Raw genomic sequence first — 13534 nt, 5'->3', positions numbered from 1 at the left:
CGCCAACTGCAATGCATTTCCTTTGGATCGACAGCTGACCTGCCGTCTTAAAATGATATATTTTTAGCACCCCCGATTTCTATTGCAGGACGGGGGGGCGACAGGCCACAGTCCGGCCCCTATATAGGGGGTGAGCAAATTAGTCCCTTACCTTGCCCCAAGGCTGAACAGGAATTCGCAATCGCATGCAGAAACTTTCTATTTCCAGCATTATCACCCGCAGTTTGACGACTCTGAAAGATAATTTTGCTGCTTTTTTTATGATCAGCTTCCTCATGAAGATTGTGACCCTTCTGCTGATGATGACTTTAGGGGTCTATGACCTGATGAAAATCGGCATGATGAGCCCCGCAGACATGGCCCAGACTCCAGGTGGCCTGTTTGGCAGCTATGCCTCCCTCATGCTGGCTACGATTGCGCCATCCATGTTGGCATTGGGCATGATAACCGTGGGCACAGTCGCCTATTTGCAGGGCGATCCGACAACCATTGGGGACTGCATAAAACAAGGGCTGCGAAAATCTGTCCCTTTGATTCTTTTAGGTCTGATCACCGGGTTTGCGGTCAGTTTTGGCATGATGTTGCTGATTATTCCGGGCCTGATCATTCTGGCCGTCTGGTTTGTTGCCGGGCCCGTGCTGATGGTTGAAAATTCTGGCGTGATAAAATCCTTAACGCGCAGTATGGCGCTGACGACAGATGCGCGGGGCATGATCATCGCCCTGGTCGCACTAATCTTTATTATCAGCCTTGTCGTCAGCAGCATCACGCTGTTTCTGGTAATGTCCTTTGGCATAATCGGCTCGGTTATTCTGACAGCGGTTGATGCGCTGTTTCTGGCATATGGCTGTATCGTCTGCGTTGTCGTCTATATGGATTTGAAGAACGCAGCCTAGAGCATCATGCGCCCGCATGCGCTCACTCAGACTTTCATGCGCCCGCATGCGCTCGCTCAGGCTTTGCTCTACGCAGTCGCTGGGGTTGTAGCCGTATTTTCTGCCCCTGCTTTGGGTGCCCAGAACCGCTCATGAAGGGTATAGGCGACGGTCTGGACCATCGGTTCCACGATCCCGATCCCCAAGGCAATGCGCCAGTCACCGGACAGGATATAGGCAACCGTTATCGCGACCGTCAGGTGCATCACCGCGTAACTTGCTGTCTTTTTGATCTGTCTGGCCATCGTACTGCCCTATCATTTGCTGTTTACTGTCTCCTATAATTAAGAATGATTCTCATTCGCATCAAGAGAGAAACAAGAAAATATTTTTGGATTGCAAACAACAAATCTGTCGCCGATCAGTGTTACAGAATTTTAGTACCCGACGGGGCGCCGCATCAGGCTGACAGCCTTTTTACCGCCCTCTGTTTCCTGTTCACCGACCGTGACAAATCCCAAGGCAGCGTGAAACTTCAACGACCCCGCATTAAAGGGGCGCAAGTTCACTTCACATGTCACAGCGCGAATGCCAGGCAAAGTCGCAGCAAATTGAAAGACATCCTGATAGAGTGCCTTGCCGATCCCTGCCCCGCGCGCCCGGTCATCCACCATAATGCGGTCCAGATACAAATAGTCATCAAACCGTTGATCAAACCACAGGTAATTCATGCTGGTATGAGGAACTCTGGGGGGCAAAGTCATTGCAACCCCAACCGGCTTTCCATCCAGTTCAGCAACCCGTGTCACAGCAGTTTTACGAACCAGGGCCCACAAATCCTTTTGACTCAATTGATTAACGGCTGGCAAACATGCCTCGTTCAAGTCATGCAGCCAGTCAGAATCGTCCTCAGAAATATCCCGCAGAATGACATTCATACAAATCACAACCACCGTTTCGTTTTGAATAGGGCAAACACACCAATGCCCAGAAAAACCATCAAGACGCAGACAATCCAAAAAGCCCATTGATCATCCACACCGGGCATGCCCCCAACATTGATACCCAGCAACCCTGTCATAAATCCCAGGGGCAGAAACAGTCCGGCGACAAGGGACAGGGAATACATTGCCCGATTCATTTTATCATTCCGCCGATCCGCAATTTCTTCCCGAATGAATTGGGTGCGGTCGCGCAAGACTTCCAGGTCATCCAACAGGCGGGCCGTGCGCTCGCGGATCTCTCCAAACTGGGCATGGGCGCGATCGTCCAGTGTGTCATCAAACTGCGCAGAAGCGCGGGTCAGGGCCTCTCGCTGTGGCGCGACATAGCGTCGAAGCTCTAGGATACGCCGCCGAAGATCGCCCAATTCCGATTCGTTGGGAGCCTCCATCTCCTCCATATCATCGACCTGCTCATCCATTTTCAGCACCAGATCGCCGATGCGATAGGTCAGCCGGTCCCCAATCGCGGTCAGTACCTGACCCAGCGTTTTGGGACCGTGCCCTTCTGCCAGGCTGGCGCGCACATCATCCACGGCGCGCAGGCGCGGCAAACGGGCGGTTATCAACCGCTTGCCATCACAATAACACCGAATGGACACCATATCCTCTGGCTGTGCACCTTCATTCAGATTGATACCCCGCAGATTGACCTGCACCCCGCCTGGAACAGTATCGAAACGCGGGCGCGTTTCAGGGGCCAGAATGGACTTAACAATTAACGAATCCAGGCCAGATTGCTCCCTCAGCCACTGTTGCGCCTGGGGGTTTTCCCGATTGATATGGACCCACAGCCCATCGACCGCATCCGTCCAGGCTTGCTGTGCCTGATCCGCATCAATCAAGGTGGCCTTGCCCGTGCCATCCAAAAGATATGCACATATGAATAGTGGTTCTATCATAGCCGACAGTAATGCGGGATTCTTCCCAAAGGTCGAGAGGGCTTTGCCCGCCTGACGTCAGGCGTCACGCACTGTTAGTTTTGATTACAGAAGAAGCGGGCAGATTCAATGACACCAGTGTCCCTTTACCCAACTCACTCTTAAGTTTTATGGTCCATCCCATCGCATCACACAATTGCTTCACAATCGCCAGGCCGATGCCAGACCCGGACTGATCGCTTGTATTGCTGGGTTTAAGCTGGGTGAAAACCTCAAAAACAGCCTCCAGGTCCTTATCCGGGATTCCGATGCCTGTGTCGTGAACCAGAATGGTCAGGGTCCCATCCGCCTGATCTTTCACCGACACAACCACCTCCCCATTAGAAGGTGTGAATTTCACGGCGTTTGACAGCAGGTTGATCATAACCTGATGAACGGCGCGACGGTCCGCAGCAATCACTGCCTTAACTGTTGAGGAAACCGCCAGTTTTACATTTTTTTCGGCCGCTAAGTTTGAAACAACATTCAAACTGCCATCCATTACCTCTTTCAGATCAAGGATGTCCTCAGCCAGGTCCAGACGCCCGGCCTCAATTTTAGACAGATCCAGGATATCGCTGATCAGATCCAACAGATGGCTGCCACTTTGAAAAATGTCGCGCGCATAGACCTTGTATCTTTCAGACCCGATGGGGCCAAAGACCTCTGAGCTTAAAATTTCAGAGAACCCCAATATGGCATTCAACGGGGTGCGGATTTCATGGCTCATATTTGCCAGAAAATCAGATTTGGACCGATTGGCTTGATCTGCCTGCTCTTTTGCGATCAACAATTCCCGCTGGAAATGCTTATGGTCGGTAATATCGACTTCAATGCCCCCAAGGCCGACAACCTCTCCAAGCTCATCAAAAATTGGAAACTTGTATATCTTGACGTCCAATATCTGCCCGGGGGCTATGGTCCGGCTTTCGTAGGATATCGGCATTTTTGTTGAATATACTTGCCGGTCCGTGGATTGAAACTTCTGCAATTGCTCCCCATTATACAGATCCTCAATTTTTCGCCCCAGAATCTGTTCCTTCGTACCCCCGATAAACTGGCATATGGCCGGATTGGTAAGGGTAAAATTGCCCTCTTCGTCCTTCAGGAATATACCAACCGGGGCATTCTCAAGAATAGCGTTCATTTGCCGATTGGTATTCTTCAACAATTCAGTCATTTCACGCATGGGCGTCACATCCGTTACAACCGCCCCAATACTGGTCATTTGACCATCTGGCCCCGAAATTGGAAATTTTATCGTCTGCAGATAGCGAAGCCCCTGTGCCGTTTCGGAATAAGCCTCACGCACAACAACTTTACCGCTATTAATAACTTCCAGATCATGTTCTCGGGTGCTCTTTGCCAGAGCCTCATAGTGAACCTGGTCAGGAAGCACTCCGATGACATTTTCGTTCTTCACATTAAACAGCTTCTCAAACTGGGCATTAATATGCATGTACCGACCATCCAGATCCTTCAGATACATCTCGACAGGCGCATTATCGAACAATGCGCGAAGATGAAGGGATCGAGTTTCCGCCTCTTCAGCCCGCTTTAGCTGAAGTTTCACAATGTAATTATGTCGATAAAACAGAACCAAAAGTGTGATGACCAAAACAATCAATAAGCCAGGAACAATTATGGTTAAATTCGGATGCTCATTTTCAATCAAGAATTTATGTAGAAGGTAACCAAAAAGGAAAGTATTGGCCAACAATGCCAACCACACCATCATGCCAATGATGTTCCCCTTGTTACCCATCACCCCCTCACAACTTTAAATTTAAATACGGAACTTCTTAATGTGCACTATAAATAGATTTGTGTTAATAGAACCTTAATTTTGCGCATCGACAGGCTTGCCAACCGGTCATAAATCTTTATAACCCTGCGCTGATGAAGCAGACACCGGAAACAGCCTTTTCGCATCGCCATCTTCTTGGCATCGAAGGCCTTTCTCCTATCGACATCACGGCAATTCTGGACCTAGCAGGCGGCTATGTAGAACAGTCCCGGCGGGTCCATAAAACGTCTGATCTGTTAAGTGGTCTGACGGTCATCAATCTTTTCTTTGAAAATTCCACCCGCACCCGCACGTCTTTTGAAGCTGCGGCCAAGCGCCTGGGGGCCGACGTCATTAACATGGCGGTAGCGGCCAGCTCGATCAAAAAGGGTGAAACGCTGATCGACACAGCCATGACCCTAAACGCCATGCATCCAGACGTCCTGGTCGTGCGCCATGGAAATTCCGGGGCCGTGCGGTTGCTGTCGGAAAAGGTGGACGGCGCGGTCATCAATGCCGGGGACGGACGTCACGAACACCCGACCCAGGCCCTGCTGGACGCCCTGACGATCCGTCGGCGTGTTGGAAAAATCAGCGGCCTGACCGTCGCAATCTGCGGCGACGTTGCCCACAGCCGTGTCGCGCGATCCAACATCCAGCTATTACAAACGATGGGTGCGCGTGTGCGCCTGATCGCCCCCCCGACACTGTTGCCCGCCAAGGCGGAGCGCTTTGGCGTTGAGGTCTTCACCGATATGCGCGAAGGCCTTCAAGATGTCGACATCGTGATGATGCTGCGCCTACAATTAGAGCGGATGCAGGGAGCCTTTGTCCCCTCTGTCCGGGAATATTTCCGCTTCTTTGGTCTGGACCGTGAAAAGCTGTCCTTTGCCAAGCCAGACGCCCTGGTCATGCATCCCGGCCCGATGAATCGCGGCGTGGAAATCGACTCCGAATTGGCGGATGATCTGGATCGGTCCTTGATCCGGGATCAGGTTGAAATGGGTGTTGCGATCCGCATGGCATGCCTGGATCTGTTGACGCGCCCGCTCAGAGAAACAGGGGCACCGTGATGTTGGAAGGTCGCATCGCCTATCTGAATGCCCGATTGCTGGACCCTGAAACCGGGCTGGATCAGACTGGCGCCCTGTTGGTTGAAGACGGCCTGATCGCAGATTTCGGCGCGCATCTATTCCGCACAGGCGCGCCATCCGTTAATGAAGTGATCGACTGTCAGGGTAAATGCCTGGCACCCGGCCTGATCGATGTGCGCGTGCAATTGCGTGAGCCTGGAGAAGAGCATAAGGAAACCCTGGCCAGCGCAAGCCTGGCAGCATCCCATGGCGGAATTACGACCCTGGTGCAGTTGCCAAATACCAATCCGGTTATTGATGATGTGCCGGTGCTGGAATTTGTCGCCCGGCGATCACGCGAACTAAAACGCACCAAGATTTATTGCTATGGCGCGCTGACCAAAGGTCTTGAAGGCCGTGAAATTAGCGAAATCGGGCTTCTGTCGGAAGCCGGTGCCGTCGCCTTCACAGATGGAGAGCGCGCGCTGGCGGATGCAAAGGTCATGCGCCGCGCGATGAGCTATGGCAAAGCGTTTGACGCCTTGATTGTCCAGCACCCGGAAGAACCATCACTGGCCGGATCCGGGGTGATGAACAATGGCGAATTGGCGTCCAAGCTGGGCCTGTCGGGCATCCCGCCTGTCGCGGAAGTCATTATGATCGAACGCGACTTGCGCTTGCTGGAAGGAACCGGCGGGCGTTTGCATTTCGCCCATGTGACCACAGCAGCGGCAATTGAGGCGATCCGCAAGGCAAAGGCGGCTGGCATGAATGTCACCTGCGACACCGCCCCCCATTACTTTGCGCTAAACGAGCTTGCGATTGGCGACTATCGCACTTTTGCGAAGGTCTCTCCGCCTCTGCGATCCGAAGAAGATCGCCAGGCTGTGATTGCGGGCCTGGCCGATGGTACGATCGATATTGTCGCGTCGGACCATGCGCCCCACGATCAGGATTCAAAGCGCCTGCCGTTTGATGAGGCCGCCTTTGGTGTTATCGGCCTGGAAACGCTGCTGCCGATGGTGTTAAGCCTGTATCACAACAGCCATTTGGGACTGATCGAGGCTTTGGCCCTGGTCACAACCCATCCGGCGAAGCGCTTTGGGCTGACCGGGGGCTGCCTGAAACGGGGTGCGCCCGCGGATCTGGTGCTTTTCGACCTGGACAAGCCCTGGAAGATCGACGAGGACAAGATGCACAGCAAATCGAAGAACTCTGCCTTTGGCGGGCGCCCGGTGCAGGGTAAAGTGCTGCGCACGGTCGTTGATGGTCGCCCCCTTTTCGCAGCCGACGGCTTTTAACAGGTCCTGAACATGTTTGATCCAACCCTATTCCTTGCAGCCTGTGGCGGCTATTTGCTGGGCAGCATTCCATTTGGTCTGGTCCTGACCCGATTGGCGGGCATGGGCGATATCCGTAAAATCGGATCTGGCAATATTGGCGCGACCAATGTCTTGCGAACCGGGAACAAACCCCTGGCTTTCGCGGTGCTGGTTTTAGACAGCGGTAAAGGGGCAATCGCTGTCCTTGTCGCAAGAGCCCTGCTGCCTGATCTTCCGTTAGCAGCGGTTCTGGCAGGAACCTTGGCCGTCCTGGGTCACAACTTTCCTGTCTGGCTGAAGTTCAAAGGGGGGAAAGGCATGGCGACAAGCCTGGGGACCTTGACCGCGCTGAGCTGGCCCGTTGGGTTGGCTGCCTGTGGTACCTGGCTGGTGGTGGCGGCGGTGTTTCGCTATTCATCCCTTGCCGCGCTATTGTCTCTGGCTTCTGCACCATTCTGGACGATGGTGCCCCTGTTGCACGGCCCTGCCCCGCTGATTCAAGCCGCCGCTGCATTCCTGGCTGTAGTTGGATGGGTGCGCCATTCCACAAATATTCGACGCTTACTGCGTGGCGAAGAACCAAAAATCGGGCAGAAGAAGTAAGCCCGATCTGGCCGATAACCTTATTGTAGTTTTCCTACGCGGACGGATTGAACTTTAAGCCCCAGGCCAGGCCAATGCGACGTAACAACGTATCTTCTCGCCTGTGCAGTTCCCGGTCAGAAATCGCGACCCGCATCAAGGTTACATAGACCTTTTGGCGCAGATCAATATCATCAATCTGATGCAGCACGGTATCCAGAATGCCCTCGATACCGCCAGAGTCGATTTCAACATAGTATTGATTTAAAGAGGCCATCAGGGCTTCGGGTTGTCCCTTGGGATCATCCGCCAAAGCAGGTGCCAGATCATTCAAGCAGCCCTGAATTTCGGAAAATTCGATATCCCGCCGCTTTCCATCCGCATCCAGTACAAGCATAAGCAACCACAAACAGGCCGCTGTCGAGTTTTTCCCCGGAGTCGTCATAGCGTCTGCCCCAATCCCGAATATCCCTGGTTACAGCATAACACTCTTTTGCGATAGCAAACGTCAAGGCTTCCATAGAACCATAGTACCGTTAAATCCGGTTAATCCGTCTGATTATTTCGCTTTATGGAACAGACATCGCCCTTTAAGGTTGATACCAAATGAAACACTCTCGCTTCCCGGAACGGTTCCTATGACGCCTGCCCCCCTGGATATGTCCGAACGTTTGGATCGGTTACGCCTGATCCGATCCGAAAATGTAGGCCCGATCACCTTTCGCCAGTTGTTGATCCGCTTCGGTTCCGCCGCCCACGCCCTGGAGGCAATCCCTTCCCTCGCCAATAAGGGGGGCCGCAAGCGCCGCCTGCGTATCGCCAGCCGTGCAGAAGCACAAAGCGAGTTGGACGCGCTGACCAGAATTGGCGGGCAAATGGTGCATTGGGGTCAACCAGACTATCCTGCCGCACTGGCAGCGACCGAAGATGCGCCCCCCGTGCTCAGCGTCCTGGGTCACCTTCATCTTCTGACCAAACCCTGTATCGGCATCGTTGGCTCCAGAAACGCCTCAACAAATGGCAAGCGCCTGGCCCAGCAATTCTCAAAAGCTTTGGGGGAAGCTGGCTACTGCGTCATCTCCGGCCTGGCCTCTGGTATTGATGCCGCCGCGCATTTCGGCAGCCTGTCCAGTGGCACAATTGCAGCAGTCGCCGGGGGTGTTGATGTTATCTATCCGCGGGAAAACACCGACCTATACCATCAGATCGTGGATCAGGGTGCCATCGTTGCCGAATTGCCGGTCGGCACGGTGGGTCAGGCCCGTCACTTTCCACGACGCAACCGCATCATATCAGGCATGGCATCGGCTGTGCTGGTCGTGGAAGCAACCCAACGATCCGGATCGCTGATCACGGCGCGGCTGGCTGCCGATCAGGGCCGCGAAGTGTTTGCCATTCCCGGCTCTCCCCTGGACCCCAGAGCGCGCGGTGCGAACGACCTGATCCGGAAAGGTGCCGCGTTGATTGAAACACCAGAAGAAATGATCGGCATTTTGAATAATATGCCAGCCCCGCAACTGGATGCGCCGTCTAATCCTGAATTCCTGCCGGGCAGCGGCCCCCTGCCAAAAGAAGAAGAGCTGCTGCGCGCCCGCGCCTTGATGGATCAGGCTTTGTCCCCGACCTCTGTGGCGATTGATGATTTGATTGCGGATTTGAACCTAGCGCCCGCACTGGTCGCCATGGTCATTCTGGAACTGGAATTGGCGGGACTGGCCGAACGCCATCCCGGCAACCGCATTTCACGCCTTGCGCCAGAGCCGTCAAGCACCGAAAGCAACAGTGAAAAACCTACAAAAAAGCCAGCTTCTCTCCAGAAACAAGCAGACCTCTTTTAATCCGGCCGATGAACTCTGCATATTTGATAGATTTTGTAATCAAATAATTAAAATCACTTATATCTATTTTTACTGAAATTTTTACTGATAGTGCTTCTCATTTCCAGTCAAACATAGTTAACTGCGCAATAGAGTATGCAGGAACGGCAGAATGCCGTCTGAAATTTATCGTCTTCCTGGATTTGTCCAGGAAGCGCCCGGGGCAGGGCAAGGAAGAAGACCGAACGATGAGTGATCGCGCAGTTTCATATGAGCATTTATTACGCCTCGCGCACCAGCGCGCCCTGGATGGCAAGGGCGGACTGGCCGCTTCTGTCGCCAAAATGTGCCTGGAATCCCGTTCAGACCTGACCGAGCGGGAATTGACCCTGACATTTGAAATATTGCGCATGCTGATCGACAAGGTTGAAGTCGAAGTGCGCCGCAACATTTCTGATTACCTGTCAGAGCGCATAGATGTTCCCAAAGATCTTATCGCCTTTCTGGCCAATGACACCGTTCATGTCGCCTACCCAATTCTGCGCAATTCAAAGCTGCTGACCGACGCGGACTTGATCCGACTGATATCCGATCATGGGCACGGTCACGCCATGGCGATTGCGACAAGATCGGACCTGGCAGAACCGGTCAGCGCCATTCTGGTCGCCATGAATGATGACCTGATCGACACAACGCTGGCAAAGAACCTGACGGCACAGATTGGTCATTCGGACCTGTCGCATCTGGTTGATCGTTCCGTCGAAAATGTGGGGCTGCGCGCGCCCCTGGCGCATCGGGGCGACCTGGGTAACGACTTGGCGCGCAACCTGTACACTGTTGTTGGGGAGGCGTTGCGCCGGCATATCGTAGAAAACTATGATGTGGATGAAGCCCTTGCCTATGAGGCGATGGATATGGCGGTTCTGGACTCTTTGGATCGCCCTGACCCGCTGGCGGATGCCATGGGAACCGGCTGGGCCGAATTGGAAGCTCGCGGCGGAATCCTACCTGCCACAAAGCTGCTGACACGATTGTTCCGCGATGGTCGCAGTGGGGCCGCGCTGGCATTTTCCGAACAGACACATCTGCCATTAGATGTCGCGACTTGGCTCTTTGAACGTGCAGACGATCAAACTCTGGCCGTTGCAATGAAGGCGATTGGCATGGAGGTGGATGGATTTACCAGTGTTCTGGACCATCTGGGCAGAGGTCAGGAAACGGATGCTTTGGACCGTCTGATGGCATATTTTGACCGTATCGACACCAAAACCGCAGCCATGGTGGTGAACCATTGGAAGACGCGGGCACCCGATTTTCGCGACTCAGAAGCCTAAAACACCCTAAATTTCACAAGATATCCAAAGACTTAGAAACGAGCAGTTGACGCTGCCTGTTCCGAATGCCAATTCTGTCACCCATGCAATACGTGATCTATAAAGGCATTTTCCACCCATGACAGGCCAAAAAGTTGTCGTCGTCGAAAGCCCGGCAAAGGCCAAGACCATTAATAAGTACCTCGGTGAGGACTTTTATGTCTTGGCGTCCTATGGACATGTAAGGGATCTGCCCCCCAAGGATGGATCCGTTCAGCCCGATGAAGATTTCTCGATGAAATGGGAAGTCGACGCCCGGGCCAAGAAACGCATTGATGACATCGTGAAGGCCTGTAAGGGCGCAACCTCGCTGTTCCTGGCAACTGACCCGGATCGCGAGGGTGAGGCAATTTCCTGGCATATCCAGGAGGAACTGAAACAGCGCAAGGGATTTGACGGCCTGCCGATGCGCCGTGTTGTCTTTAATGAAATCACCAAATCGGCCGTTACCACGGCGATGGCCAATCCGCGCGATCTGAACCAGGAATTGGTCGAGGCCTATCTGGCCCGCCGTGCCCTGGATTATCTGGTTGGATTCACCCTGTCGCCGGTTCTGTGGCGCAAGCTGCCGGGCGCAAAATCCGCCGGACGGGTGCAATCCGTCGCCCTGCGCCTGATTTGTGAACGCGAAGCGGAGATTGAAGCCTTCAAAGCGCGCGAATATTGGAGTGTTGAGGCCTTGATGGCAACGCCAGACGGCGTGCCCTTCACCGCCCGCCTGACCCATTTAATGGGCAAGAAGCTCGATAAATTTGATCTGGGCAACGAAACCGCCGCCAATTCGGCCCTGACAGCCGTGAAATCCGGCGGTCATTCGGTCAGCGCGATCGAACGCAAACAGGTAAAGCGGCACCCTGCCCCGCCTTTCACGACCTCAACCCTGCAACAGGAAGCCAGCCGAAAGTTGTACTTTGGCGCGACCAAGACCATGACCCTGGCACAGCGCTTATATGAAGGGATCACCCTGGGCGGTGAGACTGTTGGTCTGATCACCTATATGCGCACCGACAGCACGGTTATGTCTGGCGAAGCCATCGGCGCGGCGCGCGGCATGATCAGCGATGTCTATGGCAATGACTATCTGCCATCCGGCCCGCGTCAGTATCGCAGCAAGGCAAAGAATGCCCAGGAAGCCCACGAATGTATCCGCCCCACCGATATGCGCCGCCGCCCGGAACAGGTCGCGCGCTATCTGGATAAGGATCAATTGCGGCTGTACGAGCTGATCTGGAAGCGCGCCGTTGCCAGCCAGATGGAAAGCGCGACCCTGGATCAGGTCGCCGTTGATATTGTCACCAAGGACAAATCCGCAACCCTGCGCGCCAATGGGTCCGTCGTGCGCTTTGATGGCTTCCTGACGCTGTATATTGAGAGCGAAGACGACAAGGACGAGGACGACGCCGACGGCGGTCGCCTGCCCAATATGAATGAAGGCGACGCCCTGTCCCTGACCAAGGCGGACGCCAATCAGCATTTCACCCAGCCCCCACCCCGTTTTACCGAGGCCAGTCTGGTGAAGCGCATGGAAGAGTTGGGCATTGGTCGCCCCTCTACCTATGCCTCTATCCTGAAGGTTTTGCAGGACCGCGAATATGTCGTTTTAGACAAGCGTCGCTTTGTCCCGGAAGATCGGGGGAGACTGGTGACGGTTTTTCTTTCTTCCTTTTATGACAAATACTTCGACTATGATTTTACGGCGGCACTTGAAGAAAAACTGGATGATGTTTCCGGTGGTCGCATTGATTGGAAGGCCGTCTTGCGTGAGTTCTGGACCGCGTTTAACGCGACAACCCAACAGGCGATGGAACTGTCCGGACAGGAAGTGCGCGACAAGATTGACGAAGTTCTAGGCCCGCACTTTTTCCCCGCTGACGAGACTGGCAGCACGGAAGCAGCGCGCAAATGCCCGTCCTGTGGCAATGGTCGACTGGGCCTGAACTTCGGGCGCTTTGGGGCGTTTATCACCTGCTCAAACTATCCAGATTGCCGCTTCACCCGAAACCTGGACGAGGCCGCTAATCTGAATGGGGAGTCGCCCGATGCGACGGAATATCCCCGCATTCTGGGCCCGCATCCCGATACCGGAGAAATCATCAGTGTCCGCCAGGGTCCCTATGGCTATTACGTCCAGGCAGGCGAGGCGGAGAAGGATGCAAAGGGCAAGGCAAAGACCAAGCCCCCCCGCGCGTCACTGCTGAAATCCATGAGCCCGTCAGAAATTGATCTGCCGACCGCGCTGCGCCTGTTGAGCCTGCCGCGCGCCTTGGGCGATCACCCTGAAAGCAAGCTGCTGGTCCAGGCCGGGATCGGGCGGTATGGCCCCTATCTGAAGCATGGCGATGCCTTTGTTTCCCTTCCCGCCGATGATGATGTGCTGACCATCGGCCTGAACCGTGCCGTTACCGTGTTGGCGGAAGCCGGCCCGAAAGGGAAAGGGCGTGTTTCAGTCGCCAAAGAGCTTGGCAATCATCCAAGCGACGGCAAACCAGTCTCTCTGGGCGCTGGGCGCTTTGGTCCCTATGTGAAGCATGGCAAGATTTACGCCTCCATTCCGCGCGGCACGGAGCCTGATGACGTGACCCTGGAGCAGGCACTGGAGCTGATCGCAGCCAAGGCCGCTAAGAAGGCAGCCGGAAAAGCCCCCGCCGCAAAGAAGGCCAGCGCAAAGAAAAGCACAGCTAAAAAGTCCTCCGCTAAAAAGTCCAGTGGCAAGAAAGCCAGCGCGAAAAAAGCGGGTGCAAAGAAATCGGGGGCGAAAAAGTCGCCAGCCCGAAAGGCGTCCTGA

12 protein-coding genes are annotated in these 13534 nt (G+C 54.3%); 7 read left to right on the top strand and 5 right to left on the bottom strand.

Annotated elements, in window-relative coordinates; translation table 11 throughout:
- Positions 1 to 185 precede the first annotated feature (185 nt).
- Positions 186 to 896, top strand: a complete 711-nt coding sequence (locus ACOSDM_RS06940; RefSeq protein WP_420723775.1) for a hypothetical protein — start codon at positions 186 to 188, stop codon at positions 894 to 896.
- Between the two features lie 68 nt (positions 897 to 964).
- Here the strand turns inward: ACOSDM_RS06940 and ACOSDM_RS06935 are convergent, their stop codons facing one another.
- The 4 genes from ACOSDM_RS06935 to ACOSDM_RS06920 form a co-directional block, all read right to left on the bottom strand.
- Positions 965 to 1180, bottom strand: coding sequence for a DUF2061 domain-containing protein (locus ACOSDM_RS06935; protein ID WP_420723774.1), 216 nt, complete (start codon positions 1178 to 1180; stop codon positions 965 to 967).
- 132 nt (positions 1181 to 1312) lie between these two features.
- Complete coding sequence (locus tag ACOSDM_RS06930) at positions 1313 to 1813, bottom strand: GNAT family N-acetyltransferase (RefSeq protein WP_420723773.1); 501 nt, start codon at positions 1811 to 1813, stop codon at positions 1313 to 1315.
- Positions 1814 to 1818: 5 nt separating this feature from the next.
- Positions 1819 to 2778, bottom strand: a complete 960-nt coding sequence (locus ACOSDM_RS06925) for a zinc transporter ZntB (protein WP_420723772.1) — start codon at positions 2776 to 2778, stop codon at positions 1819 to 1821.
- Positions 2779 to 2842: 64 nt separating this feature from the next.
- Positions 2843 to 4534, bottom strand: a complete 1692-nt coding sequence (locus ACOSDM_RS06920) for a PAS domain-containing sensor histidine kinase (protein WP_420723771.1) — start codon at positions 4532 to 4534, stop codon at positions 2843 to 2845.
- A gap of 161 nt (positions 4535 to 4695) precedes the next feature.
- Between ACOSDM_RS06920 and ACOSDM_RS06915 the strand changes: the two genes are divergently transcribed.
- From ACOSDM_RS06915 to plsY, 3 genes are read left to right on the top strand one after another with little or no spacing between them, the layout of a single operon-like run.
- Positions 4696 to 5655, top strand: coding sequence for an aspartate carbamoyltransferase catalytic subunit (locus ACOSDM_RS06915; RefSeq protein WP_420723770.1), 960 nt, complete (start codon positions 4696 to 4698; stop codon positions 5653 to 5655).
- Entirely contained in the window at positions 5655 to 6956 is a 1302-nt protein-coding gene (gene pyrC, locus ACOSDM_RS06910) for a dihydroorotase (protein WP_420723769.1), read from the top strand. Before ACOSDM_RS06915 ends, pyrC begins: the two co-directional genes overlap by 1 nt.
- A 12-nt stretch (positions 6957 to 6968) precedes the next feature.
- Positions 6969 to 7580: a glycerol-3-phosphate 1-O-acyltransferase PlsY gene (plsY, locus tag ACOSDM_RS06905; protein ID WP_420723768.1), complete on the top strand. Its 612-nt coding sequence runs from the start codon at positions 6969 to 6971 to the stop codon at positions 7578 to 7580.
- A gap of 34 nt (positions 7581 to 7614) precedes the next feature.
- Here plsY and ACOSDM_RS06900 read toward each other — a convergent pair whose 3' ends face one another.
- Complete coding sequence (locus tag ACOSDM_RS06900) at positions 7615 to 8004, bottom strand: TerB family tellurite resistance protein (RefSeq protein ID WP_420723767.1); 390 nt, start codon at positions 8002 to 8004, stop codon at positions 7615 to 7617.
- Between the two features lie 193 nt (positions 8005 to 8197).
- Here ACOSDM_RS06900 and dprA point away from each other — a divergent pair, with 193 nt between their 5' ends.
- The 3 genes from dprA to topA all read left to right on the top strand — a co-directional run bounded on the left by dprA (position 8198) and on the right by topA (position 13534).
- Complete coding sequence (gene dprA, locus ACOSDM_RS06895; protein ID WP_420723766.1) at positions 8198 to 9397, top strand: DNA-processing protein DprA; 1200 nt, start codon at positions 8198 to 8200, stop codon at positions 9395 to 9397.
- Positions 9398 to 9624: 227 nt separating this feature from the next.
- A complete protein-coding gene (locus tag ACOSDM_RS06890; protein WP_420723765.1) occupies positions 9625 to 10710 on the top strand; it encodes a DUF2336 domain-containing protein in 1086 nt (361 codons plus the stop codon).
- 118 nt (positions 10711 to 10828) lie between these two features.
- Positions 10829 to 13534, top strand: coding sequence for a type I DNA topoisomerase (topA, locus tag ACOSDM_RS06885; RefSeq protein WP_420723764.1), 2706 nt, complete (start codon positions 10829 to 10831; stop codon positions 13532 to 13534).

Source organism: Hwanghaeella sp. LZ110 (assembly GCF_048892525.1).
Lineage (GTDB): Bacteria > Pseudomonadota > Alphaproteobacteria > UBA8366 > Aestuariispiraceae > Pacificispira.
The sequence above is the reverse complement of the archived record's forward strand: the minus strand, read 5'-3'. Positions and strand labels throughout refer to the sequence as shown.

Bases quoted from the DNA above. Each gene is read 5' to 3' on its own strand.
- ACOSDM_RS06940 (WP_420723775.1), top strand. From the start codon at position 186: ATGCAGAAACTTTCTATTTCCAGCATTATCACCCGCAGTTTGACGACT.
- ACOSDM_RS06930 (WP_420723773.1), bottom strand. From the start codon at position 1,813: ATGAATGTCATTCTGCGGGATATTTCTGAGGACGATTCTGACTGGCTG.
- pyrC (WP_420723769.1), top strand. From the start codon at position 5,655: ATGTTGGAAGGTCGCATCGCCTATCTGAATGCCCGATTGCTGGACCCT.
- dprA (WP_420723766.1), top strand. From the start codon at position 8,198: ATGACGCCTGCCCCCCTGGATATGTCCGAACGTTTGGATCGGTTACGC.
- ACOSDM_RS06900 (WP_420723767.1), bottom strand. From the start codon at position 8,004: ATGACGACTCCGGGGAAAAACTCGACAGCGGCCTGTTTGTGGTTGCTT.
- ACOSDM_RS06920 (WP_420723771.1), bottom strand. From the start codon at position 4,534: ATGATGGTGTGGTTGGCATTGTTGGCCAATACTTTCCTTTTTGGTTAC.
- plsY (WP_420723768.1), top strand. From the start codon at position 6,969: ATGTTTGATCCAACCCTATTCCTTGCAGCCTGTGGCGGCTATTTGCTG.
- ACOSDM_RS06925 (WP_420723772.1), bottom strand. From the start codon at position 2,778: ATGATAGAACCACTATTCATATGTGCATATCTTTTGGATGGCACGGGC.
- topA (WP_420723764.1), top strand. From the start codon at position 10,829: ATGACAGGCCAAAAAGTTGTCGTCGTCGAAAGCCCGGCAAAGGCCAAG.
- ACOSDM_RS06890 (WP_420723765.1), top strand. From the start codon at position 9,625: ATGAGTGATCGCGCAGTTTCATATGAGCATTTATTACGCCTCGCGCAC.
- ACOSDM_RS06935 (WP_420723774.1), bottom strand. From the start codon at position 1,180: ATGGCCAGACAGATCAAAAAGACAGCAAGTTACGCGGTGATGCACCTG.
- ACOSDM_RS06915 (WP_420723770.1), top strand. From the start codon at position 4,696: ATGAAGCAGACACCGGAAACAGCCTTTTCGCATCGCCATCTTCTTGGC.